This is a genomic window from Hydrogenophaga sp., assembly GCF_041913525.1.
Classification (GTDB): domain Bacteria; phylum Pseudomonadota; class Gammaproteobacteria; order Burkholderiales; family Burkholderiaceae_C; genus Hydrogenophaga.
In genome coordinates this window covers 49942-73078 of the sequence record NZ_JAYSFD010000005.1, presented here as the reverse complement: position 1 = coordinate 73078, position 23137 = coordinate 49942, and the positions used below count along the sequence as shown (strand labels likewise).

The following is a 23137-nucleotide window of genomic DNA, read 5'->3' as shown; positions in this document are numbered from 1 at the left end:
ACATATGTAAGGAGATCCTATGCTAGCTCGCCACGCCGTTTTGTTCTGTGCTGCCCTGGCTTTGACCGGGTGCGCGGTGTATCCCTCCGCCGGTTCGGCCGAAGCCGATACCCCGCCCCAGATCGTCGTTCGTGGTGACGTGCGCGTGTGGGACAACCCGGGCAACTTCGGCCCGGTGACGGCTGAGCGCGCTGAGAGCGGCGCCAAGGTGTGTGCTTCCCTGGACAACGACAAGGTTCGCCACGAGGCCCGCGGCTACCACTCGCGCGCCCTTGACCTGGAAGGCAAGCCCTTTGTGGGCGGCGGCTACTACTGCGTTCCCGCCCGTCGCTCCTGATCGGCCCGTTTTCTTGCCCTTCACAGGCCAACTCACTTGACCCTTGCTCACTGAGCCGAACTGACATGAAACCAGTTGCACCAGCCAAACCCCTGCCCAACACCGGGCTCCTCCCCAACAACTTCGAGCATCCTGCTGGTCGCGTTGGTCTCTCCACCGATGTTCAGGGCGCCGACCCCAAGAACCTGGAGAAATTCAACCAGTCCCTGCCCAAGAGCAAGGCCGCCCCGAGCAAGCCGGTGGCTCGCAAGCTGCCGTGGGAGGAAGACATCATGGCCGCGCGCGATCAGGTGGCTGTCGATGCCGAGCAGTGGCAGGTGGCCCAGGCGGAGGTGACTGGCGCGGCTGGCGGCGGCGGTGCCGCGGCCGGTGCTGCCGAAGCCGGTGCTGCAGCCGGTGGTGCGGGTGCTGGTGGCGCGGGTGCGGGCGCAGGTGGTGCCGCTGGCGCCGCCGGTGCGGTGGCGGGCATCAGCCCCCTGGCCTTCGCCCCGGCGCTGGCCCTTGGCGGCGGTGGTAGTTTTGTCAACACCGCGCCCACGCTCAAACTGCCCGCCGAGGCTCGCCTGCCGATCAACGCTGGCACGGGACCTGTGGCTTGTGCCAAGGCCGTTGGCAGCGATGTCGACGCCTTCCAGACCCTGAGCTACTACTTCCTCGACGGTAATGGCAAGCGCGTCTCGGAACTGCCTGCCATGTCCAGCGGCGAGGCTGGTGGCCTGCCGGTGCAGGTGGGCACCTACACGATCGATCGAGTGACCGGCCAGATTTCCTTCACGGCCAACGGCACCGACGCCCACATCTGCGACAGCGACGTGCTGACCGTGGTGGTCTTTGACGGCGCCGCACAGAGCGCTCCTCAGTCGATCACCATCGAGCGCTCGCTCGTGGTGGACAACGAATTGGTGCTCGGCGCCGAACTCATGTCCGGTGCCACCGACTACTTCTACGGTGAAACCCTGGACGAGTCGCCCCTGGTCAACGAAGACTACGCAAAGTTCAAGCAGTTCCGCGAGCTCGTCGTGTCCACCGAGGCGGGTGCCCAGGACATTGATCTGCTGAACATCACCTCGCTGGCCGGCTGGAAAGCGGGCGAGTTCGACGATTGGCTGGTTGAGCCTACCGAACTCAAGCACCTGGAAGCGTATCGCGAGGGTGGCAAGCTGGAGATCGAATTCGAGTACTGCTTGCCCGTGGAGGGCGGCGAGCCCGACCACTTCGGCTACCAGATCTATGTCGACGGCCAGTTCGACGGCAGCGGCCAGGGCGTGGAGTTCATCCACTTCGAGAAGGGCACCACCTATGCTGGCTACGACCTGGGTGAGTCTCTCGTCGCCGATGACGCCTACGTGCCCTGCGATGTTGATCCCAATGCGGGCCCCTCGTTCTTCCAAGAGCATGGCGTGTACCGTGTGAGCAACGCCGCGGCCACCGCAGATGGCGATGCACTCAATGGCACCAACTGCAAGGACCTGATCGTGGGCTCCGAGCTGTTCGCCGAGTTGATCAACGGTGGCGCCGGCAACGACCTGCTGTTTGCAAAGTCCGACGACAGCTGCCTGAAGGGCGGCGGCGACACCGTCGTGGGCGGCGCGGGCGATGACCTCATCATCCTGCAAGGCAGCGGCCACACCGTGGTGCTGCAAGCGGACCTCAGCACCAACGGTGTCGACACCATCGTGGGCTTTGACGAGGATTCCGTTCTGATGGTGGGCGAAAACCTCCTGTCTCTGGATTCGCTGTCTGAAGGCTTCGTGCTCCAGTCCGTCGAAGATGGCCTGTCGAATCTTTTGTACAACGACGTACTGATCGCGCGTTTCGTCGATCCTTCCTTGTATCACCAGGCGACGATGCCGGTCTAAAAAGGATCAGGCTGTGAATCCACAGAACCCTCCCAGTTGCACGACCGGGAGGGTTCTGTGTTTTCTGGCTGCCTCCTCATCCGGTTAAACCCTCATTGGCGCTCTCGATCGGCGATTGGCGGCAATTTTCGAAGAGCTTACGGTTTGAACTGTTAGCGAATTTGGGGGACACTTGAACCTCAGGCGCATGCCTACAATTGACATTTGACTTTGAACTGACAAAAGCCCATGAATTCACCAGCCTTGGACAACTCTTCCACCGCCGTTTGCGGTACGTTCAGCGCGGCGAAGATGCTGGGCATGTCTGTCGGAACCGTGCAGTCGTTGGTGGAAAGAGGCGAGTTGCAGGCCTGGAAAACCAAAGGCGGGCACCGCCGAATCTCACTCGATTCGATCAGGAAGTACCAGCGTGATCACGGACTGACCGCCATCAGCCGACCCTCTGGCGAGTTGGTTCGGATGCTGGTGGTGGACGACGATCCCGTGTTCCTCACCCTGGTTGAAGACGCCGTGAAGAGCTGGAACTTGAGCGTCCAGTGCTCGACCATGTCATCGGCCATCGAGGCGCTGATGACCATCAGTTCCCTGAACCCCCATGTTCTGGTCACTGATTTGCGCATGCCCGAGGTCGACGGTTTCGACTTCATCATTAAGCTGCGCTCCAATCCTCAGTTCGACTCGCTTCACATCATTGCCGTGACGGCGATGACGCCGGAGGAGATTCAAAAGCGCGGTGGCTTGCCCAGGAATGTCGTGCTGATGTCCAAGCCTCTGGACATCCGTTGGTTGCATGGTTTCACCTCTGCGCTTTGGTCGGTGGCGGTGAACGCCAGCTCCAAGGACTTGCAAGCCTGAAGCCGCGGCCCCCCGGGCGCGCCACGCGACCACCTTGGGCGCCCATTGACGCGCCGACTTCCTTCAAGCGCCGACAACCGCCGCAGCGTTTGCAGGCCGACCGTCCCGCGCCGTCCGCCACCCATTGACCATCTTCTGAGCCACGCGCTTTGACCCCCTCGTCGTGGGTCGGTGGCCCACCCAATCCGCTCAGCGCATCGTGCCCCGCTGGCTTCACGCCACTCGTGGCAGAACCGCCCCGCGACGCCACCTTGAAGGGTGCGTTTGCTGTCAACCTTCCAGCCGTTGGACAGATGCGTGGAAAAGTCGCCCAAAGTCTTACACCAGGAATAGTCACCTTTGACATGGCGTTCGACTATCTTGATAACATTGCAGGGAAATCAAAAATACCAAGTTGAACTGAATTTGGTAGATTTTCCGAGAAAAATGTAGGGTCGGCAAGGTGTGGCCAGGTCGTCCCGCTCGGGTCGTGACGCCCGCAAGAACCACAGGCTTTGGCGCCGGCCGGGCGGTCTGGCCTCTTCGATAGGCGGTTGCACCAGGTGAGGGCGTGACGTGATGTGGACCGTGGAAGGACTGAGTTCGCTCTCCCGATCCTTTGAACGAAAACTGGCCAATGGTAAAGCTCACGATCATCGCGTTTTCATTCATGGGGCATAAGGTTGCCGACACTTGGTTGCGCTCGATCAAAGCGCAGCGTTACCGGTGGTGGGAGGCCATCCTGATTGAGTCCCGCGGTGACATCGGAAGAATCTCGACTTGGCATGGCGACAAGCGCAAACCCCATGTCAAAGAGGTTAAGCCCCCATCGTCCCGCAACGACGCCTTGAACATGGGCCTGGCAATGGCCACAGGCGATGTCATCTGCCTGCTGCCTATCAACTTTGCGTTGAAGACTGCTGACGTGTTCGGCAGAGTCGCGGAAATCATGGAAGACCCCGAAGTAGATCTGGTCTGTGGCGATATAGAAGTCAACAAAACCGACGGCAAAACTGGGTTGAAGACGCCATTGGCTGCATCAGGGCACCTGCGCATGGCAAAGGAGATGCTTCCCCAAGCGGGGTGTCTTTTTGTTCGTGCGGACTGGTGGCATTATTTCGGTGGCCTCGAAACGTGTTACCGAAGAAGCGCGGAATTCGCTCGCATGATCGATCTGATTTCCCAGCCAGGAATTGAAATCCGGTATGCGAACGAGGTGCTCGTCACGCAACTTCAGGAAGAGCCCAGTCAAGAGTCCCACACGCTGCTGAAATCGCTCGAGGAAATTCGCGTTGCCTCGTCAAAGGGGCGCTTCTGGTCTTATGTCAAATCGAGGCGCGCCATCAAAGCAAGCCAGCACGGGGCAGGTGTATTGCGATCTGAGTTGCCATGGCCAAATTAAGGCTCGGCTGCGCCAATCGTCGGGTACAAGCGCCGTGGTGGTCGTCTAAATCGATGGTTAGTGATTCCGGCAAACTCAAGCCGTGATAAAGCGCAGGGCGCGGTTTGGTTTGACAGGCAAAGCCAGGTGTTTGCAGCGGACATCTGGCATGGAAATGAAGCACTAAGAATTAGAAGCTGGTACCGCCCTGTGGTGGCGTTGCATCGTCTGCGTGACCTCATGCACAGAAGGAGGTGTGGTCTCACATTCCAGCGACAAGCGGGACTCTCGGTTTGAACGCCGAGCCTATACTCGGTCAAACAGCCAGTGCATTGGGTTCTAAAGTTGCACTGGGTTGGCCAGTGATTATCCGTCTTAAATCTCGTGGTCACCCATCCGACGCGTGGCCTGATGGGCCGGGGACGTTGTGTGAATGCCCAGGGCTGTGAGGCCCTTTGCGGATGCGGACCCTTGTTCCGCCATGAAAAGCCACGGCCAACTGGAAAAGGTGTCTCTGATTGTGAAGATTTCTACAATGCTGACAATATTTGGCAAGCGCTTCGACAAACTGAAAGTTCGTGTGCTGGTGGCCACCGTGATGGTAATCGCGGGCAGTGGGTTCATGCTGTTTGACTCGGTTCTGGTGGCCAAGCAACGAATCAACGAGTCTGTCGAACGTGATTTGGTGTCGCACAGTCAGTCCACCCTCGTCAGTCTCGTCGAAGCCTTCAATCTGGTCGATTACACGGTCAAACGAGGCCGGCAGGAATGGTTGGAAACCGGTAACCTCAGGCCTCATGGCGAGTTCATTCAGGATTTCCCCAATTTCAAAGAGTTGATCGTTCAGGTGGCCGTCATTGGGGCAGACGGCTACTTGGAGGACTCGTCCATCACCGATACACCAACCAAAGTATATCTGGGTGACCGCGAACATTTCAAGGTACACCAAAACAGCAAGAGGGATGCGGTTTTCATCAGCAAACCACTGATCGGGAAAGTGTCTGGCGTAAAAAGCATCCAGGTGACGCGCCCTATTTTCAAAGGCGGGGGCGAATTCGCCGGAGTGATTGTGGCTAGCCTGAATCCCTACTACCTCAGTCAAGTCACATTCGATTCGATCGCCACGGCAGGTTTGGTGGCCAGCCTTGTGGGTGAGGACGGTTACGTTCGAGTGGCCAGTCGAGGCGCGGATGAAGAGTCTATTCAATCTCAGTTGAAGGACTACGAATTTAATGCCAGCATCGCTCCAGAAAGGAACAAAGGCCCGTACCTCTGGAGACGATCCGCCGTTGCCGGTCTCGATATATCGCTGTTCGTTGGGTACCCTGTTGAAAAGATTGGCGACCGCCTGTTTTACGTGACTTGGGCCAATGGCTTGGCTTTTTTTGTCATGATGTTTTTGATCGTGTGGTACACGACTGGCATTTTTCGCCTGATCTCGACACGAACAAACCTGTTGCTGGAGTTGGAAGAGAGTAACGTCAAGGCCAATTCGGCTAATGCCATGAAATCCAAGTTTGTGGCTGGTATCTCGCATGAGTTAAGAACGCCGCTCAATGGCATCCTCGGCTTCGCCGAACTGGTGGAAATGAGCGGCTCACTTGATGAAGCCAAGAAATACGGCAAGGTGATTCGTGGCAGTGCTGATCACCTGCATCAACTTGTGAACGCGCTTCTTGATTTGGCCAAAATCGAGGCTGGCCAAATGTCGTTGGTGTACACCGAATCGAAGACCTGGGAGTTGTTCGATTCTGTGGTGAGCCTTCATCGGTATGAGGCTGAAAAGAAGGGCTTGCTGCTTAGCTTGAATATTGCGCAGGAAGCGCCTAAGCTCATCACGACCGACCGAATTAAACTGATGCAGGTCATGAACAACCTGATCAACAATGCCGTCAAATTCACGGAAAATGGTGCGATTTTCGTGAATGTCAACGCGGGACCGACCCACTGGGAGATCTCCGTTGTGGACACTGGTGTTGGCATTTCGCCGCAGCAAATGTCTGGTATCTTTGACCGCTTCAACAACATCAAGCTTGAAAATATCAATACATCTGAAAAGCAAGGGGCGGGGCTCGGGATGGCATTGTGCAAGGAGTTGATCGAGCTGATGAATGGCACCATCAAACTGCAGTCAGAAGTGAATGTAGGTACTTCCGTGAAGATTGAGCTTCCGCGAGGCGTTGATGAAAACAAAGTCTGACGGCTTGGTCTTGGTGGTGGATGACATCGCTGAAAACCGTGCACTCGCCACCGCCTTTCTGCGAAAACTGGGGTGGAATGTTCTTGAGGCCGCTTCAGGGCTGGCTGCCGTGGAGATGCTGGAAAAAGTGGTGCCTTCGCACATCTTGCTGGACGTCAGAATGCCCGGCTTCGACGGTCTCTCTGTGGCCCGATACGTCAGGGAGGCGATGAACGATCACAAGGTGCGCATCGTAGGCTACACCGCGCATGCCTTGCCGGATGAAATTCAGACCTTCTTGCGGTCGGGGTTTGACGCCGTTTTGATCAAACCCATTACCTACGCTGATATCTCTTCCGAGTTTGGTCCTGCCAATACCGAATTTTGCTGATGACCCAGGTCTCTTGTGGGCTGTACCTCAAGTCGGAATATTTGTTCCGCTGTGCGGTCTTGTCGCTTGGATAATGGACGCATTCAGGATGATTGATGTTTGAACCGCATTACATCGACACATACTTGTTCAAGCAGCAGGTGGGCACGCTGGCTGTTTTTGATCGTGCTGCGCTGGTGTTTGTACGGTCAATACCAGCTTGGAAGGCCCGTTTATTAGCCGCGGTTCACGAGAATAATTTTGACTTGGCGTCGGATCTGATCCATCAGATGAAGGGGACCTCGGCCATGATGTGCGCCATACCCTTGCGGGACCATCTGATGGAGATGGAGCGCAAGCTGCGCAGCGGCCAATCAGGCACCTTGTCTGAGGCGTTGGGGCCATTGTCAGAGTTGCTGGCCGAAACCGAGAGCGAGTTGCGCCTGTACTGGATCGGAGGACAGGCACCCTAAGGGTGCTGATCGCTATTCAATCGACGTGGTGCCGCTGGTTATTGAAGCAGGGCATTGGTCAGAGCAGCTCGAATCTGGACGAGGGTGACCGGCTTGGAAACATAGCCGTTCATCCCCGCGTCCATGGCCCTAGAGGGGGTGTCCTCTTGGGTGTCGGCGGTCAATGCAATGATCGGAATCGGGTGAATGCCGTTAGCTGCTTCCCACGCTCGAATTAGTTTGGTGGCTTCAAATCCATTGCAATTTGGCATTCTGATGTCCATGAAGATAACTGTGGGTCGGAGTCCCTCAGTCAGTAAAGTCATGGCACCTGCGGCCGAGTCTGCTTCGACAACTTGCCAACCATCCTTTGATAGCATCGATTGGATCAAAAGCCGATTGATTGGGTGGTCGTCCACTACCAATACGATGTCCATCTAAGTATTCCCGTTGTGTGGTGACATGGTCATGTTTCTTGATCTGCATCAATTTTGTTGTTGTTAGGATTGATTTGATTTGTCGCTGATCAGCAAGAGGTTTTCTGTTAACTCTTTTCAGCTTGCAACGCTTAGGTGGAGCACGCAAAGACATTGATCAATGAACTGGGCGTTAAGGGCTTACTGCCTTGGAGGAGCATAACCACATGTCGGCCATACCGCTACGGGTTTGACGGAGGGGTTCGATTGAAGGGGGCCTCGTGCCAGGAGGCCCGGTGGGCGTTTCTCTGTCATCGGATCACCCTGCATCCGGTCAGGATCGGTCCCTCTTGATGGTGCCGGTGTCGCAAGGGATCGCACGTCCCTGGAGTTTGGTCTGACAGCATTCACGCATTGCAGTGTGCTGCGTTCTGGCAGGTAGATGGGCTTGTCTTGCGATAACGGCTTATTGGCCTATGGGGCACGGTGCTTGCGCATTGTGTCCTTGGGTCACTGTGGGTCACGCGTTGCTTCTGTGTCGCCGCAGTGCTCGCAAGGCTGAGGTCGCGAGTGCCAGCACGTTCATCACGAGGGGAGGTGACCGAGGGCATTGGTCCCCAAGGCAAAGCGGGCAAGGGTGCTGTACCAGCCGGGCACCTGGCGCCTTGGTCAATCAGACGTGCTTGGGCCCTGGGTCGGGTGAGTTATTGGCCTGCCCGGAGGGACTCGAACCCCCGACCTGCTGCTTAGAAGGCAGCTGCTCTATCCAGTTGAGCTACGGGCAGACAAGCTGACGCCATTGGGCCGCGGATGGAAAAATGGCCCACGCTGTGGGCCATTTTTCTGTGGGGTGGTCGGAGCGGCGGGATTCGAACTCGCGACCCTCTGCTCCCAAAGCAGATGCGCTACCAGGCTGCGCTACGCTCCGACTGAAGGCGCGATTGTAGCCGCAGAAGTGGGCCGGTTTTGTGCGCTGCGCAAAAGATGATGTCTTTGCCCTAGCTGCCTGCCTGTCGCCTTAGCGCTTTTGGTACTGCGTGTTGCCAAACAGGGTTTCTTTGGCCTTGTCGTCTTGCAAGGGCTTGCGCGCATCGGCCAGCACGGCCACGCCGCGCTGCACCGCGGGGCGGGCGGCAATTCGGTCAAACCATTGCTTGAGGTGGGGGTGGTCGGCCCAGTCGATCCCCTGGTTCTGCCAGCTGCGCAGCCAGGGAAAGACCGCGATGTCGGCGATGGAGTACTGCTTGCCGCCCAGGAAGGGGCTGCTGGCCAGTCGCTTGTCCATCACGCCATACAGGCGCTTGGCCTCGTTGGTGTAGCGCTTGATGGCGTAATCGATCTTCTCGGGCGCGTAGATGCGGAAGTGATGGGCTTGCCCCAGCATCGGGCCCACGCCACCCATCTGGAACATGAGCCATTGCAGCACCTCGAACTTGGCGCGGTCGGACTTGGGCAGCAGTTTCCCGGTCTTGCTGGCCAAGTACAACAGGATGGCGCCGGACTCAAACAGGCTGATGGGCTTGCCATCGGGCCCGTTGCTGTCCACGATGGCGGGGATCTTGTTGTTGGGGCTGATGTCCAGAAATTCGGGCTTGAACTGGTCGCCGGCCCCGATGTCCACGGCGTGAATGCGCCAGTCGCGGCCCAGCTTCAGGCCACATTCCTCCAGCATGATGTGGACCTTGTGTCCGTTGGGGGTGGGCCAGGAATAAACGTCGATCATGTTCGGCTTGCCCGAGGGCGAATGTCAGCTACAAGCGAGGCACTTTACGTGAAAATAATCGGCCATGTGGCGAGCATTGCTTGATGCGATCAGAAGGCGCCAGCGGCCTGCCGGCCCCGGTGGACCGGTGCGCCGCTGGGCCAGCGCCAACGGCTTGGTGTTTCGTGCCGAGCCGGGGCGCGGCTTCACGCTGGCGGGGCTGTGGCAGCGCCGTCACGTGCGCGTGGAGTGTGGCGATGCGCTTCGTCCCTACATCGAAGGCCAGGAGCTGTCGGCCAGAGCGGCCCTGGAGCTGCAGACCGAGGCCTCCGTGGTGCTGATGAACCGGGCGCTGCGGCGCCAGCTCGATCATCGGGTGCAGGTGTTGCGTGCTGAGGGCGTGCCCGCTTCCGCCATGCCGGAAGAGGCGCAATGGCTCTCCACCTTTCACGAAGCGGGCTGGGTAGGGCCGAGCGCCGAGTTCTGGGGGCGCTACGCCGTGCTGACCGATGCGCCTGAACTGGCGCGCGAATGGCTTCAACAAGAGGTGATCGACCGCCTGATGCACTGGCCGCTGGGCGGCGTCAGGCCAGAGACGCCCCTGTTGTTCATGCTGTTGCGAGGCAAGGTCTACCTGCGCATGCAAATGGACCTGCTGCCGGATCCCGACACGGCGGTCCATGCGCTGGACCTGTTTCATCGCCTGGCCCACCGGGCGCTGGTGTTGCAGCCCGGTGGTGGTCTGGACGGCCTCAGCAGCCGCGGGTGACGGGCATCTCCACGTCGTTCTTCACGGCCATGTGCTTGGCCAGTTCCAGCTTGGCGATGGACTGGCGGTGCACCTCGTCAGGCCCGTCGGCCAGGCGCAGCGTGCGCTGGTTGGCATAGCTGTAGGCCAGCGGGAAATCGTCGCTCACGCCGCCGCCGCCATGGGCCTGGATGGCCATGTCGATGATCTCGGCCGCGATATTGGGTGCCACCACCTTGATCATGGCGATCTCGGCCTTGGCCACCTTGTTGCCCACCGTGTCCATCATGTAAGCGGCCTTGAGCGTGAGCAGGCGAGCCATCTCGATCTTGCAACGCGCATCGGCAATGCGCTCGTGCCACACCGACTGGGCCGACACCGGCTTGCCAAAGGCCACGCGGCTGTTTAGGCGCTTGCACATCAGTTCCAGCGCGCGCTCGGCGGCGCCGATGGAGCGCATGCAGTGGTGGATGCGACCCGGGCCCAGGCGACCCTGGGCGATTTCGAAACCGCGGCCTTCGCCCAGCAAGATGTTGCCCGCCGGCACGCGCACGTTCTTCAGCAGCACCTCCATGTGGCCGTGCGGTGCATCGTCGTAGCCGAACACCGACAGCGGGCGCACCACCGTGATGCCCGGGCTGTTGGCCGGCACCACGATCATCGACTGCTGCGAATGGCGCGCGGCTTCGGGGTTGGTCTTGCCCATCACGATGTACACGGCGCAGCGTGGGTCACCGGCGCCCGACGACCACCACTTGCGGCCGTTGATGACGTACTCATCGCCTTCGCGGCGAATCTCGCACTGGATGTTGGTGGCGTCGCTGGAGGCCACCTCAGGCTCGGTCATCAGAAACGCCGAGCGAATCTCGCCTTTGAGCAGCGGCTCCAGCCAGCGGTCTTTGAGCTCTTCGCTGGCGTAGCGCTCCAGCGTTTCCATGTTGCCAGTGTCCGGCGCCGAGCAGTTGAACACCTCGGCGGCGAAGGGCACGCGGCCCATGATTTCGCACATGGGGGCGTATTCCAGGTTGGACAGACCTTCAGGCGCGCGGTGGCTGCGCGGCAGGAAGAGGTTCCACAGACCGGCGGCGCGCGCCTTGGGCTTGAGTTCTTCGATGATCTTGGTGGGCAGCCAGGCATTGCCGGCCGCGCGGTTGGCGGCAATCTCGCCAAAGAAGCGGGCCTCGTTGGGGTAGATGTGCTCGTCCATGAAGGCGAGCAGGCGCTCGCGCATGGCCTTGACCTTGTCGGTGTATTCGAAATCCATGGTGGGCTCCTTGGTTGTGTGTGTTGCGGGGTAGGGGTCAGGCCTGGCTGGCAAAGCGCCAGGCCATCTCGGCCATCGGGCGGGCACCGGCGGCGGATTTCACCGCCTCGGCGTTGGAGGCGGTGCCGTCTTCCACCCGCTTGGCGATGCCTTGCAGGATGGCGGCGAGCCGGAACATGTTGTAGGCGAGGTAGAAGTTCCAGTCGGCCTTCAGGTCGGCCGGCTTGGTGAAGCCGGTGCGCTCGCAATAGCGGGCGATGTAGCTGGCTTCGTCAGGAATCCCCAGTGAGGGCAGGTCCAGACCGGCAATGCCGCGGAACAGGCCGGGGGGGATGTGCCACGACATGCAGTGGTAGCTGAAATCGGCCAAGGGATGGCCCAGGGTGGACAGCTCCCAGTCGAGCACGGCCAGCACGCGCGGCTCGGTGGGGTGGAACATGAGGTTGTCCAGGCGGTAGTCGCCGTGCACCACCGACACCAGCGACTCGTCGCGCGCCATGGCCGGGATGTTCTTCGGCAGCCACTCGATCAGCCTGTCCATCTCGGGAATGGGCTGGGTGATCGAGGCCACGTATTGCTTGCTCCAGCGGCCGATCTGGCGCTCGAAGTAGTTGCCCGGCTTGCCGTAGTCGGCCAGGCCCACGTCAGCGGGCTTGACGTTGTGCAGCGCGGCCATCACGCGGTTCATCTCGTCGTAGATGGCGGCGCGCTCGGCCGGCGCCATGCCCGGCAGCGACTGTTCCCACAGCACGCGGCCGTTCACGTGCTCCATCACGTAGAAGGCGCGGCCGATCACCGATTCGTCGTCGCACAGCACGTGCATCTGCGCCACTGGCACGTCGGTCTTGGCCAGTGCGCTCATCACGCGGAACTCGCGCTCAATGGCGTGGGCCGAGGGCAGCAGCTTGGCCACCGGGCCCGGCTTGGCGCGCATCACATACGCCTTCTTGGGCGTGATGAGCTTGTAGGTCGGGTTGGACTGGCCGCCCTTGAACATTTGCACGCTCAAGGGGCCTTCGAAGCCGGGCAGCCGAGTGGAGAGCCAGTGGGAAAGCGCCTCGGTGTCGAAGGCGTGCTGCTCGGCCACCGGGCGGGTGCCGGAGAAGGTGTCGTTATCGCTCATGCATGGCAGGGGTTGATGACCGCCCGCCACGCGGGGCGATCAGGTTTCGAATTCGGCGATGCGCATGAGCATCGGCCGGCTGCGCACCACGAGCCCACCGGGCTCGATGCGAATGGCTTCCTCGCGCTCCATGGACTTCAGTTCCTGGTTCACGCGCTGGCGTGACGCTCCCAGTAACTGCGCCAGCTCTTCCTGAGCGAGTTGAAGACCGATGCGGATCTCGGTGCTCTCGTTCAGGCTGGGCACGCCGTAGCTGCGCGAGAGGTGCAGCAACTGCTTGGCCAGGCGCGAGCGCAAGGGCAGGGTGTTGAGGTCTTCCACCAGACCGAACAGGATGCGGATGCGCTTGGCCTGCAAGCGCATCAGCGCCTCGTACAGCTCGACGTGCACCGAGAGAATCTTCTGAAAATCCGAGCGCGAGACACACAGCAAGGTGGTGGGCCCGTGGGCGTAGGCGTCGTGCGTGCGCTGGTCCCCGTCGAACATCGCCACATCGCCGAACCACACACCTGGCTCCACGTACGTCAGCGTGATCTGCTTGCCCGACAGCGACGTCGAACTCACCCGCACCGCGCCCTTGGCCACCGCCGACCATTCGGAAGGCGGATCGCCGCGGGCAACGATCAGGTCGCTGTCCTTGTAACGTTTGACGTAGGCGCATCGAAGAATGTCGTGGCGAAGGGAAGGCGAGAGGCTTTGGAACCAGCGGCCACCGTTGATGGCCTCGCGTTCTTCCATTGTCAGAATCGGTTCATCCATGGAGTGTCTTTTGAGTGACTGGGGGTGGGGCAGGCTGTCGCCGTCGGGACCGTGTGCTCAGCGAGATGCCTGGAGCGGTGGCTGCGAAAGGGCAGCCAGCCGCGCGCCGGTCTCTGGGTGATGCAGGTTGCGAACGAAGTGTGATCGCTCGGCTGCCAGCTGCTGGTGCAGCGATGTCTCTTGGGCGTCGTTCACCAGTTCCTTGATGCTGGCCAGTGCGTGGCCGGCGCGCCGTTGCAGGTGCTCTGCAATCGATAGCGATTGTGACAACACCTGGCCCGGCTCGCACAGCGCATTCACCACGCCCAGCTCCAAGAGGCGGGTGGCCGAGATTTTGTCGCCCGCCATGAGCCATTGCATCACGGTGGCCCGCGGCAAGCTTCGGGCGAACGCCCACGTCAACCCGCCAGTGGGTGAGAGACCATGCGCGCTCTGGCTCAGCGAGAAGGCGCTGTCGCGCGCCGCGACGACGAAGTCGCACGCCAGTGCCAGCGACAGCCCGGTGCCCGAGCACACGCCGCTCACCGCCGCGATGACCGGCTTCGGGAAGGCGCGAATCGTCTCGATCCAACTGTGCAGGGCGTCAACGCCAACGGCCCCGGCCTCGGTCGGGCCCTGGCGACTGGCCAGCAACCCTGGCAGTTGTTCGCCCGCACTGAAAGCGGGGCCCGCGCCAGTGATCACCACGCAGCGCACCTCCGGATTGCTCTCCGCCACATTGAGCGCCTCGATGCCGGCTGCGCACACCTCGGGTGTCAGCGCATGGCGGTGGTCGGCGCTGTCGATGGTGAGCAGCAGGCAGTTGCCTTCGGTGCTGCTGTGCAGACGGGTGCCACTCATGTCAGATCTCCTCGTGTTTGAGGCTCAGGCCCAGTGCGCCGCGCCGGCGCAGCCAGGGCGACGGGCGATAGCGTGGGTCACCGTAGACCGTTTGCAGGTTGAACAGGATCTCGAGCACGTTGGTGGGGCCAATCGAGTCGCCCAAGGCCAGCGGCCCAAGAGGGTAGCCCAGGCCGAGTGTCACGGCTGTGTCCAGATCGCCCGGTGTGCAGATGCCTTGCTGGCACATGTCGGCCGCGATGTTCACGATGGTGGCGGCCACGCGTTGCGACACGAAGCCGCCGCTGTCGCGAATCACGCTCACGGCCTTTCCGTCCTTGGCGAACACGGCATGTGCCGCGTCGCGCATGTCGGCCCGGGTGGCCGGGTTGGTGGCCAGCACGCGGCGCTTCACCGCGGCATCGGGCAGCATCATGTCGATGCCGATCGTGCGGGTGGCGTCCAGTCGCTCGACCGCCGCCAGCGTGGTCACGTCCAGCCCCAGCGGCGCCACCACAATCAACGCCTGCTGCGACGGCGCCGCGCCGGTTTCGATGCTGGCGCCAACGTCCTTCAGGTATTGGTACAGCTCAGCCCGTCTGGCCGCCTTGGGTGATACCCACACTGGCGGTTGCGCCGCATTGACTGGCGCCGGAGCCTCCGGTGCGGCCACAGCACCCTCGGGACCGTAGACGTAAAAGCCCTCGCCACTCTTGCGCCCCAGCAGTCCGCCAGCCAGGCGCTGCGCCGTGATGATGCTGGGCCGGTAGCGAGGCTCTTCAAAGTACTGGTGGTAGATCGACTCCATCACCGGCTGCGACACATCAAGCCCGGTCAGGTCCAGCAGCTCAAACGGTCCCAGCTTGAAACCCAGTTGGTCCTTCAAGATGCGGTCAATGGTGGGCACGTCGCTGACTTTTTCGCTGAGCACGCGCAGGGCTTCCGTGCCGTAACCCCGCCCCGCGTGGTTGACGATGAAGCCCGGCGTGTCCAGCGCGCGAACCGGGGTGTGGCCCAGCGCCTTCACCCAGCCCGCCAGGTCGTCGCAAACGGTCGTGGCCGTGCGGGCGCCAGGCACCACCTCCACCACTTTCATCAGCGGCACCGGGTTGAAGAAGTGAAGCCCCGCAAAGCGCTCGGGGCGCCGCAACCCGGCGCCGATCGCGGTCACGGACAACGATGACGTGTTGGTGGCCAGCAGAGTGGCATCGGGCACGAGTCGCTCCACCTCTGCCATCAGTTCCTGCTTGGCGCTGAGATTCTCGGTAATGGCCTCCACCACCAGATCGCAATCGGTGAGCTGCTGTAGCGATGACGCAACGTTCAATCGCGTGCTGGCCAGTTGAACGTCACTTCTTTGCAAGCGACCTTTGGCGACAAGCCTTGCCCAAATCTCTTCAATGGATTGCTTGGCCTCCATGCACGCTTCAGGGCGACTGTCATAAAGCCACACACGGCTACCGGACTGGGCTGCCAGCTGTGCGATCCCTCGCCCCATGGCGCCGGACCCCACGACGCCAATATTCGTTAATTTAGATTGCATTAGTGTGTTGAAGTTGCGATATCAGCCGCGTCACGTATGACAGAATGTTTCAAATCGGGATCGAAGGAAGACGGACGTGCGCCAGTTCTGGACAGCTAGTATTTTGCTATCAACCGCCCTGAGCACTTCAGCGGCCACCTTGGGTCGACACAGCGGTGCTGTCGTGGTGGGTCGACCGCTTGATGTGCAAGTCCAGGTTTTGCTCGCGCCGGGCGAAGACCTTGCCAATCTGTGCATGGCGGCAGACGTCTTCTATGGCGACACGCGCTTGCCGGCCGGGCTTGTCGACATCACGCCCATCAGCGGTTCTGCGGAGCCCATGGTGCGCATTCGTTCGCGGCAGCCGGTGAACGAGCCTTTCGTGACTTTGACGGTCAAGGTGGGTTGCAGTGCTGGGTTCAGCCGCCGTTACACCATGCTGTCCGACATGGTGTCAGAGCCGGTGCTGGCCGCCACGCCTGCACCAGTTCCACCGACTCAGCCGGCAGTTTCCACGGCCGTGCCTGCCTCCGCCGATAGGCCATCGACTGCACCGCCGGCCGCCGCGGGCCAGTCGGCGCCGTCTCGTCCAAAAGGTCCGGCGCCCTCTGCCCAAAGCGCTGCAAAAGAGGCCAGGACACCGGCATCGGCGGTGCGCTCGACCTCTCGACGCGCTCCCAATTCCACGCCGCCCAGCAATGCCCCCCAGCTCAAGCTTGAACCGCTGGACGTCGCCATCGACCGCGATCCCATCCTGCGCTTGTCCTCCGAGATCACGAGCGTTCAGGCCGAAGGTGACGAGGCCCGTGCGCAGGCCAGGGCGCTTTGGCAGGCCATCAACGCCTCTCCGGAAGAGGTGCTCAGAGGCGCCCAAGCGCTCGGCGCCCTTGATGCCGAGGTCAAGCAATTGCGCGAGGACCAGGCGGTTGCCCAAGCCCGCCAAGCCGATCTGGTCAAAGAACTGCAAGAGGCTCAGAAGGCCCGCTACCAAAATCCTCTGGTCTTTGGCTTGGTGGGAGCACTGGCCGCTGCATTGCTGGGTATCTGGTACGTCAGGCGCCGGACTTCGGCTGAGGGCGTGTCGAAGAACTGGTGGAGCACAGGCGATGCAGCATTGCGCGGACCCAGGACATCGACCTGGGGCAAGCTGGTGGCAGAGCCCACTCCGCCAAAGGATCGTACTGAAACAGGGCCTGCCACTTCGGCCGATGCCGAGGAGGCGTTCCATGCCTCGGCAACACGCAAGGTTATCGCGCCCGTACAGTCGACCTCTGCACCATTCGAGCGCCGCGATTTCGCCCCCAGCGCCCTGGGCACGAGCCGTTCGGTGGCCACCGAAGAGTTGTTCGACATTCAGCAGCAGGCTGACTTCTTCGTCTCTCTCGGCGAGGACGAGCAGGCCATTCGGGTGCTTCGCAATCACCTGCAGGAAAGCTATGAGCCCAGCGCCATGGCCTACCTTGACCTGTTCAAGCTCTACCACAAGCTCAACCGGCGCGACGACTACGAATCGCTACGAGACGAATTCAATCGGGTGTTCAATGCGGGTGCGCCACCATTCGAGCGCTATGCCGATCAAGGCCGTGGTCTGGAGGCCTACGAAACGGCCTTCAGTCGCATCCAGGCGCTCTGGCCGCAACCCAGGGTGCTGGACCTGATTGAGCGCTCCATCTTCCGTGACGACCAGGACGAGCGAACCGAGGTGTTTGACCTGGAGGCCTACCGCGAACTGCTGTTACTGCACGCAATGGCCAAAGACATCATTCACCGTGGCACCGCGCCGGGTAAGCCTGAGATTCAAGAAGGCTTTCAGCACACGGCGATGCAGCCCTTGAAGTTGGGCTCCACTCCCCAGCTTGCCGGGGCCGGCGATCTCGACCCGAAGGTGCCCCCTGCGTCGACCAGCCTTGGACTGGACATTGACCTTGATGCGCTCGATCAAGTGCCGGATTTCCAGCCGTCGATGCCTGTGATTTCTCCCCCGGAGCAAGTGGTGAAGTCGGCCCCGGTGGCGGGCGTTCACGCGGTTGAGCCGCCTGCCAGCATGTCCAACTGGATCGATTTCGAGGTGGTCGACTTTGAGTTGCCGGACAGCAAGACGCCGGACGGCAAGCCAAACACGATCGACCCGAAAGGGTGAAGCCCAGGGTAAGGGCTGCCCTGCCGGCGCTCAAGCGGATAGAAACGACCAAGCACCGCCGCTATCGCGCATGATACGTCCCTCGAATCAGCGGCGCACTTGGAGTGCGCCTGGGTTCACCACGTTGCTGGGCGTGCCCTTGATGAAGTTGATGACGTTGTCAAATGCCGCGCTGAACAGCGTTTCGTAATTGTCCTGCTCCACAAAGCCGATGTGGGGGGTGCAGATGCAGTTCTCCAGCCGCAAGAGAGCGTGGCCCTGAAGAATGGGCTCGGACTCGAACACATCAACGGCGGCCATGCCGGGGCGCCCGCGGTTCAGGGCGCTGAGCAAGGCCTCTGGTGCAATCAGTTCGGCTCGTGAGGTGTTCACCAGCAAGGACGAAGGCTTCATGCGCGCCAGGTCGTCGTGTGTGACGCAACCGGCGTTCGTTTCGCCAAGCTTCAGGTGCAGTGAGAGCACGTCCACGTTTTCAAAGAAAGCGTCTTTGGAGGACGCCACCTCGTAGCCGTCCGCCGCGGCGCGGGCCTGAGCTTCAGCGCTGCCCCAGATGACCACTTGCATCCCGAAGGCTCGCCCGTAGCCTGCCACGATCTCACCAATGCGGCCGTAGCTCCAGATGCCCAGTGTCTTGCCACGCAGCACCATGCCCAGACCGAAATTGGCAGGCATGCCAGATGACTTCAGCCCAGACTGCTGCCACGCACCGTGTTTCAGGTTGGCCACGTACTGGGGGATGCGGCGCATTGAGGCCATTATCAGCGCCCAAGTGAGTTCGGCCGCCGCCACGGGTGAGCTGACGCCTTCCGCCACGGCGATGCCGCGCTCGGTGCAGGCATTCACGTCGATGTGCGCCCCCACACGGCCAGTCTGGGCAATGAGCTTTAGGCGTGGCAGCTTTTCAATCAGTTGGCGCGTGACCTGCGTTCGTTCCCGGATCAGCACCAGGATATCGGCGTCGCGCAGGCGAACAGACAATTGACCAACCCCTTTGACGGTATTGGTGAATACCTTCGCGGGGTAGGGTTCTAGCTTCTCGGCACAACGCAGCTTGCGCACGGCGTCCTGATAGTCATCAAGGATCACAATGTTCATGCCGCTATTGTGCCTTCGCACCGAGCGGGACCTTGGCCCCGCGACCGTATGTTCAGGCGGCCTTGGCTTGCCGGCGCTCTAACTCGGCCAATCGATCCAGTTCGGCGCACACGTCATTGATGCGTCCGGCCACCACCACGCGTGCGCTGGTGCGGGTGTGCTTGTCCCGCGTCCAGACAACTCGCACTCGGGGGGTGTTGGCGAGCTTGGGTGAGGTGGCCGATACATGGGCAGTTGGGGCGAGGCAAGGGGCGTTGGCTGCGTGGCTCTTGAGCCAGCCAGCGCGCGAGAACTTGTCCACCAACGTGCTCGTGAGCGTGGCTGGCTGGCTGGGCCGCAAGCCTGGCTCGGGCAGCCAGCATTCGATCAGCCGCAATGGCGCACGCCAGGTGTTGGTTTGGAAGAGCTTTCCCATGTGAAACTCCAGTTGAGGGGTTGAACACAGGCAGGATTGGTGAGGGGCAGCATTCGCAGGGTTGTGCCCGGTTTGTCGCCAGGCCTAACGCCCGCCACCTGCGAAGGCTGCGTGACCGATAGGGGTCAGAGTTGAAAGCTGTTGCGGATCAATCCGACGGCCAAGCCTTCGATTTCAAAAGGTTCACCGGGCTCGACGACGATGGTGGGGTAGTCTGGGTTCTCGGCCCGCAATTCGATGTGCCGCGACTGTCGCATGAAGCGCTTGACGGTGACGTCGTCACCGAGTCGGGCCACCACGATCTGTCCGTTCTTGGCATCGCGGGTGGCTTGCACCGCCAGCAGGTCGCCATCAAGGATGCCGACATCGCGCATGGACATGCCGCGCACCCGGAGAAGGTAGTCCGGGGTTCGCTGAAAGAGGCTGGGCTCCACGTGGTAGACCTGGTCCACGTGCTCCTGGGCAAGGATGGGGGAACCCGCTGCCACGCGACCCACCAGAGGCAAGGCCAGCTGCGCTAGGCTCGCCAGCGGAAGGGCCATCTGGCGGCCTCGCGACTGGTTGATACTGTGCAGATCGGCGCTGCGCAAGCGGATGCCGCGTGAGGTGCCGCTGACCAGCTCGATGACGCCTTTGCGTGCCAGGGCTTGCAAATGCTCCTCGGCGGCATTGGCCGACTTGAAGCCCAGCTCTTGAGCGATTTCGGCCCGGGTTGGCGGGGCGCCGGTGAGCGCAATGGTGCGCTGGATGAGCTCCAAAATCTGTTGCTGGCGCGCGGTCAGCTTCGGGGAGGGCGTGCTGTGGTCCATGTGCAGATCTGTTGTTTTGTACAGTGCATGTATTTTTAACCAGTATTCAAGGGAATGGCAAGTGGAAGTTCAAGGGCCGCTGTCGCGTGTGGTGTTGTTGGGCACTGGGGGGACGATTGCCGGTCAGGCCGAAGCCGAGTCTGACAACGTGGGCTACCGGGCTGGTGCGCTGACAGTTGCCCAACTGTTGGGCACTGTCCCAGCGCTTAAGGGCGTGGAAGCCGAGGTGCTGGAAGTGGCACAGGTCGATAGCAAGGACATGGGCTTGCCCGTCTGGCAGCGCCTCGTGCAGCAGGTGCAGCAATGCCTGGTGCGCGATGAAGTGCAGGGCGTGGTGATCACGCACGGCACGGACACCATCGAAGAAACGGCCTTTCTGTTGCAGTGGGTGCTGCGTCCGCGCAAGCCGGTGGTGCTGGTTTGCGCCATGCGCCCAGCCACTGCGGTGTCTCCCGATGGGCCGCAGAACCTGTTGGATGCCATGGCCGTGGTGAGCGCTCCGGGTATGGCGGGCGTGGTGGTGGTGTGTGGTGGGCGGGTGCATGGGGCAATGGACGTACGCAAGGTGCATCCCTACCGGCTTGACCCTTTCTCGTCTGGCGATGCGGGTGTGTTGGGACAGGTGGAGGAGGGGCGGCTGCGCTGGTTTCGCCAACCACCTGTCATCGACACCCCAGCAGACAGCAATCTGCTGACGCGCTTCCTCTCGGCGGATGCATTGCCTCGGGTGCATGTTGTGCCAAGCCACGCCGATGCGGACCCGCAATTGCTGGACCTGCTGTTGGCGCCCCAGGCTTGGCCGAAAGATCGGCCATTGAGGGGATTGGTGGTCGAGGCCACGGGCAATGGCACTGTGCACGAGCGCCTGTTGCCCGCCCTCCGCGATGCCGGCTCTCGGGGCATTGCGGTGGCGTTGGCGTCGCGTTGCGCGGACGGCGCCATCGCTTCGCACCCGGGTATTGAGTTCGAGGTCTTCGATGGCTTGTCGGTCTTGAAGACACGCCTGGCGCTGGCCCTGAGGTTGTTGGGCCAACGTGGCTCTGAGCCCAAGGTGCAGAGCAACTGATGGCACCAGCCGAGCGACAGTTGGCCAGAAAAAAGCCCGGCGCGCAGGCCGGGCTTATTGGGATGCGATTGCCGCTCAGGCGGTGAGGGCGGCGAGTGCGCGGGCCGTGATTTCGTCGACGCTGCCCAGGCCGCTGATGGCGCGGTATTTCGGGGCGGAAGCCGGGTCTTTCTCAGCCCAGGAGCGGTAGTAGTCCACCAGAGGGCGGGTCTGGGCGCTGTAGACGTCCAGGCGCTTTTTCACGGTGTCTTCCTTGTCGTCGTCGCGCTGGATCAGCGGTTCGCCGGTCACATCGTCTTTGCCTTCAACCTTGGGCGGGTTGAACTTCACGTGGTAGGTGCGGCCCGAAGCGGGGTGCGAGCGACGACCGCTCATGCGCTCGATGATGGCGTCGAAGGGGACGTCGATCTCCAGCACGTAATCCAGTTTCACCCCGGCGGCCTTCATGGCGTCAGCCTGGGGGATGGTCCGCGGGAAGCCATCGAACAAGAAACCGTTGGCGCAATCGGATTGTGCGATGCGTTCCTTGACGAGATTGATGATGAGGTCGTCGCTGACCAGACCGCCAGCGTCCATCACCGACTTGGCCTGCAGGCCCAGCGGCGTGCCAGCCTTCACTGCGGCGCGAAGCATGTCACCGGTGGAGATTTGGGGAATACCGTATTTTTGGCAGATGAAGGTGGCTTGCGTTCCTTTGCCGGCACCGGGCGCGCCCAACAGAATCAGTCTCATCACTTTCCTTTTGCAGAGTTTGAATGGCGTGGCCGCATGTCTCGGTGCGGCGGCGCCCGGGCGTGGGCGCCGGGGCAAGGCGGCGAGGATAGCATGGGCCTCCCCGACGCAGCCTTACAGAGGCGACCCGATCAGGCCTGGGTCAGCAACTGGCGAACCCGCTCCAGATCGGCCGGTGTGTCCACTCCAGGGCCCGGGGCGAAGTCGCTCAGGTGCACCGCGATTCGCTCGCCGTGCCACATCACGCGCAACTGCTCCAGGGACTCTTGGATCTCCAGGGGAGCGGGGCTGAGAGTGGGGAATCGCCTGAGAAAACCCGCGCGGTAGCCGTAAATGCCGATGTGCCGAAGTGGCGCGGGGGAGGGCAGCTGGCCGCTGTCCATGCCATCGCGCCACCAAGGCAGCGGCGCGCGGCTGAAATACAGGGCGGTGCGGCGTTGGTCCAACACCACCTTGACCACGTTGGGGTTGAGCCAGTCGTCGCGCTTGTCGATGGCGTGGGCTGCCGTGCTCATGACGCAATCGCTTCGCCGCGCCAGTTCGAGGGCCACCGCGTCAATAAGGCCCGGTGCAATGAGGGGCTCATCCCCTTGCACGTTCACCACGATCTCGTCGTCGCCGAGGCCCAACAGCTCGCAGGCTTGCGCGAGGCGATCGCTGCCGGAAGGGTGGTCGGCACGGGTCAGCAGCGCGGGTACGCCATGGGTTTCGCAGGCGGCAACGATGCGGGCGTCGTCAGCGGCGACCACGCAACGGCTGGCCCGGCTCAGTGATGCCTGACGCGCCACCCGAACCACCATGGGCAGGCCAGCGATGTCGGCCAGCGGCTTGTTGGGCAGGCGCGTAGACGCCAGGCGCGCCGGGATCAGCACGGTGAAGGTGGCCGGGTCGCTCATGGCTGGTGTGTTGCCGGTGCCAGGCGGGCGGCTTCTTCGTCTGACAGGGGGCGTGCCTCGTGTTCGAGCAGCACGGCGATGCCGTCGCGCACGGGATACGCCAGGCGCGCGCTGCGCGACAACAGTTCTTGCTTGTCGCGGTCGAAGACCAAAGGGCCTTTGGTCACGGGGCAGACGAGCAGTTCAAGCAGTTTGGTGTCCATGGCGGGGATGATAGGG

23 protein-coding genes and 2 tRNA genes are annotated in these 23137 nt (G+C 61.7%); 10 read left to right on the top strand and 15 right to left on the bottom strand.

What is annotated here, in order from left to right; all coding sequences use genetic code 11:
- Positions 1 to 19 precede the first annotated feature (19 nt).
- The 7 genes from ACE3RQ_RS08400 to ACE3RQ_RS08370 all read left to right on the top strand — a co-directional run bounded on the left by ACE3RQ_RS08400 (position 20) and on the right by ACE3RQ_RS08370 (position 7433).
- On the top strand, positions 20 to 337 hold the full coding sequence (locus ACE3RQ_RS08400; protein WP_374521515.1) for a hypothetical protein: 318 nt from the start codon (positions 20 to 22) through the stop codon (positions 335 to 337).
- A gap of 65 nt (positions 338 to 402) precedes the next feature.
- Positions 403 to 2196 carry a hypothetical protein gene (locus ACE3RQ_RS08395; protein ID WP_374521514.1) on the top strand — a complete coding sequence of 598 codons (1794 nt, stop codon included), beginning with the start codon at positions 403 to 405 and terminating at the stop codon, positions 2194 to 2196.
- A gap of 243 nt (positions 2197 to 2439) precedes the next feature.
- Positions 2440 to 3051, top strand: a complete 612-nt coding sequence (locus ACE3RQ_RS08390) for a response regulator (RefSeq protein ID WP_374521513.1) — start codon at positions 2440 to 2442, stop codon at positions 3049 to 3051.
- 616 nt (positions 3052 to 3667) lie between these two features.
- Positions 3668 to 4432 (top strand): hypothetical protein, encoded by a 765-nt coding sequence (locus tag ACE3RQ_RS08385; RefSeq protein ID WP_374521512.1) that lies wholly within the window; start codon positions 3668 to 3670, stop codon positions 4430 to 4432.
- 460 nt (positions 4433 to 4892) lie between these two features.
- Entirely contained in the window at positions 4893 to 6611 is a 1719-nt protein-coding gene (locus ACE3RQ_RS08380) for an ATP-binding protein (protein ID WP_374521511.1), read from the top strand.
- Positions 6595 to 6981, top strand: a complete 387-nt coding sequence (locus ACE3RQ_RS08375) for a response regulator (RefSeq protein ID WP_374521510.1) — start codon at positions 6595 to 6597, stop codon at positions 6979 to 6981. The genes ACE3RQ_RS08380 and ACE3RQ_RS08375 overlap by 17 nt, the downstream gene beginning before the upstream one ends.
- Before the next feature lie 95 nt (positions 6982 to 7076).
- Positions 7077 to 7433, top strand: coding sequence for an Hpt domain-containing protein (locus ACE3RQ_RS08370; RefSeq protein ID WP_374521509.1), 357 nt, complete (start codon positions 7077 to 7079; stop codon positions 7431 to 7433).
- A 38-nt stretch (positions 7434 to 7471) separates the two neighbouring features.
- Here the strand turns inward: ACE3RQ_RS08370 and ACE3RQ_RS08365 are convergent, their stop codons facing one another.
- The 4 genes from ACE3RQ_RS08365 to ACE3RQ_RS08350 all read right to left on the bottom strand — a co-directional run bounded on the left by ACE3RQ_RS08365 (position 7472) and on the right by ACE3RQ_RS08350 (position 9551).
- Positions 7472 to 7849 carry a response regulator gene (locus ACE3RQ_RS08365; protein WP_374521508.1) on the bottom strand — a complete coding sequence of 126 codons (378 nt, stop codon included), beginning with the start codon at positions 7847 to 7849 and terminating at the stop codon, positions 7472 to 7474.
- 687 nt (positions 7850 to 8536) lie between these two features.
- Positions 8537 to 8613 (bottom strand) — tRNA-Arg (locus tag ACE3RQ_RS08360).
- 66 nt (positions 8614 to 8679) lie between these two features.
- Positions 8680 to 8756, bottom strand: a tRNA-Pro gene (locus ACE3RQ_RS08355).
- Between the two features lie 90 nt (positions 8757 to 8846).
- Complete coding sequence (locus ACE3RQ_RS08350; protein WP_374521507.1) at positions 8847 to 9551, bottom strand: glutathione binding-like protein; 705 nt, start codon at positions 9549 to 9551, stop codon at positions 8847 to 8849.
- Positions 9552 to 9615: 64 nt separating this feature from the next.
- Here ACE3RQ_RS08350 and ACE3RQ_RS08345 point away from each other — a divergent pair, with 64 nt between their 5' ends.
- Positions 9616 to 10299, top strand: a complete 684-nt coding sequence (locus ACE3RQ_RS08345) for a hypothetical protein (protein WP_374521506.1) — start codon at positions 9616 to 9618, stop codon at positions 10297 to 10299.
- Here ACE3RQ_RS08345 and ACE3RQ_RS08340 read toward each other — a convergent pair.
- The 5 genes from ACE3RQ_RS08340 to ACE3RQ_RS08320 are packed head-to-tail and all read right to left on the bottom strand — an operon-like array spanning position 10283 to position 15786.
- Entirely contained in the window at positions 10283 to 11542 is a 1260-nt protein-coding gene (locus ACE3RQ_RS08340; protein ID WP_374521505.1) for an acyl-CoA dehydrogenase family protein, read from the bottom strand. The two genes, ACE3RQ_RS08345 and ACE3RQ_RS08340, sit on opposite strands and share 17 nt — an antisense overlap.
- 37 nt (positions 11543 to 11579) lie before the next feature.
- The gene (locus ACE3RQ_RS08335) at positions 11580 to 12665 is read right to left on the bottom strand and encodes a phosphotransferase (RefSeq protein WP_374521504.1); all 1086 of its coding nucleotides are present in this window, start codon (positions 12663 to 12665) and stop codon (positions 11580 to 11582) included.
- 39 nt (positions 12666 to 12704) lie between these two features.
- A complete protein-coding gene (locus tag ACE3RQ_RS08330; RefSeq protein WP_374521503.1) occupies positions 12705 to 13424 on the bottom strand; it encodes a Crp/Fnr family transcriptional regulator in 720 nt (239 codons plus the stop codon).
- A 57-nt stretch (positions 13425 to 13481) separates the two neighbouring features.
- Positions 13482 to 14264: an enoyl-CoA hydratase-related protein gene (locus ACE3RQ_RS08325; protein WP_374521502.1), complete on the bottom strand. Its 783-nt coding sequence runs from the start codon at positions 14262 to 14264 to the stop codon at positions 13482 to 13484.
- A 1-nt stretch (position 14265) separates the two neighbouring features.
- On the bottom strand, positions 14266 to 15786 hold the full coding sequence (locus tag ACE3RQ_RS08320; protein ID WP_374521501.1) for a 3-hydroxyacyl-CoA dehydrogenase: 1521 nt from the start codon (positions 15784 to 15786) through the stop codon (positions 14266 to 14268).
- A gap of 76 nt (positions 15787 to 15862) precedes the next feature.
- Here ACE3RQ_RS08320 and ACE3RQ_RS08315 point away from each other — a divergent pair, with 76 nt between their 5' ends.
- Positions 15863 to 17905 carry a FimV family protein gene (locus ACE3RQ_RS08315; protein WP_374521500.1) on the top strand — a complete coding sequence of 681 codons (2043 nt, stop codon included), beginning with the start codon at positions 15863 to 15865 and terminating at the stop codon, positions 17903 to 17905.
- An 87-nt stretch (positions 17906 to 17992) separates the two neighbouring features.
- Here the strand turns inward: ACE3RQ_RS08315 and ACE3RQ_RS08310 are convergent, their stop codons facing one another.
- The 3 genes from ACE3RQ_RS08310 to lexA form a co-directional block, all read right to left on the bottom strand.
- A complete protein-coding gene (locus ACE3RQ_RS08310) occupies positions 17993 to 19000 on the bottom strand; it encodes a D-2-hydroxyacid dehydrogenase family protein (protein ID WP_374521499.1) in 1008 nt (335 codons plus the stop codon).
- Positions 19001 to 19052: 52 nt separating this feature from the next.
- The gene (locus tag ACE3RQ_RS08305; protein ID WP_374521498.1) at positions 19053 to 19415 is read right to left on the bottom strand and encodes a hypothetical protein; all 363 of its coding nucleotides are present in this window, start codon (positions 19413 to 19415) and stop codon (positions 19053 to 19055) included.
- 125 nt (positions 19416 to 19540) lie between these two features.
- Complete coding sequence (lexA, locus tag ACE3RQ_RS08300; protein WP_374521497.1) at positions 19541 to 20224, bottom strand: transcriptional repressor LexA; 684 nt, start codon at positions 20222 to 20224, stop codon at positions 19541 to 19543.
- Between lexA and ACE3RQ_RS08295 the strand changes: the two genes are divergently transcribed.
- Positions 20211 to 21290, top strand: coding sequence for an asparaginase (locus ACE3RQ_RS08295; protein ID WP_374521496.1), 1080 nt, complete (start codon positions 20211 to 20213; stop codon positions 21288 to 21290). The two genes, lexA and ACE3RQ_RS08295, sit on opposite strands and share 14 nt — an antisense overlap.
- A 75-nt stretch (positions 21291 to 21365) precedes the next feature.
- On the opposite strand, the gene adk is transcribed toward ACE3RQ_RS08295, so the two are convergent.
- The 3 genes from adk to ACE3RQ_RS08280 all read right to left on the bottom strand — a co-directional run bounded on the left by adk (position 21366) and on the right by ACE3RQ_RS08280 (position 23121).
- Positions 21366 to 22022 carry an adenylate kinase gene (adk, locus tag ACE3RQ_RS08290; RefSeq protein ID WP_374521495.1) on the bottom strand — a complete coding sequence of 219 codons (657 nt, stop codon included), beginning with the start codon at positions 22020 to 22022 and terminating at the stop codon, positions 21366 to 21368.
- A gap of 131 nt (positions 22023 to 22153) precedes the next feature.
- Positions 22154 to 22918: a 3-deoxy-manno-octulosonate cytidylyltransferase gene (kdsB, locus tag ACE3RQ_RS08285; protein ID WP_374521494.1), complete on the bottom strand. Its 765-nt coding sequence runs from the start codon at positions 22916 to 22918 to the stop codon at positions 22154 to 22156.
- Positions 22915 to 23121, bottom strand: coding sequence for a Trm112 family protein (locus tag ACE3RQ_RS08280; RefSeq protein ID WP_374521493.1), 207 nt, complete (start codon positions 23119 to 23121; stop codon positions 22915 to 22917). The genes kdsB and ACE3RQ_RS08280 overlap by 4 nt, the downstream gene beginning before the upstream one ends.
- Positions 23122 to 23137 lie beyond the last annotated feature (16 nt).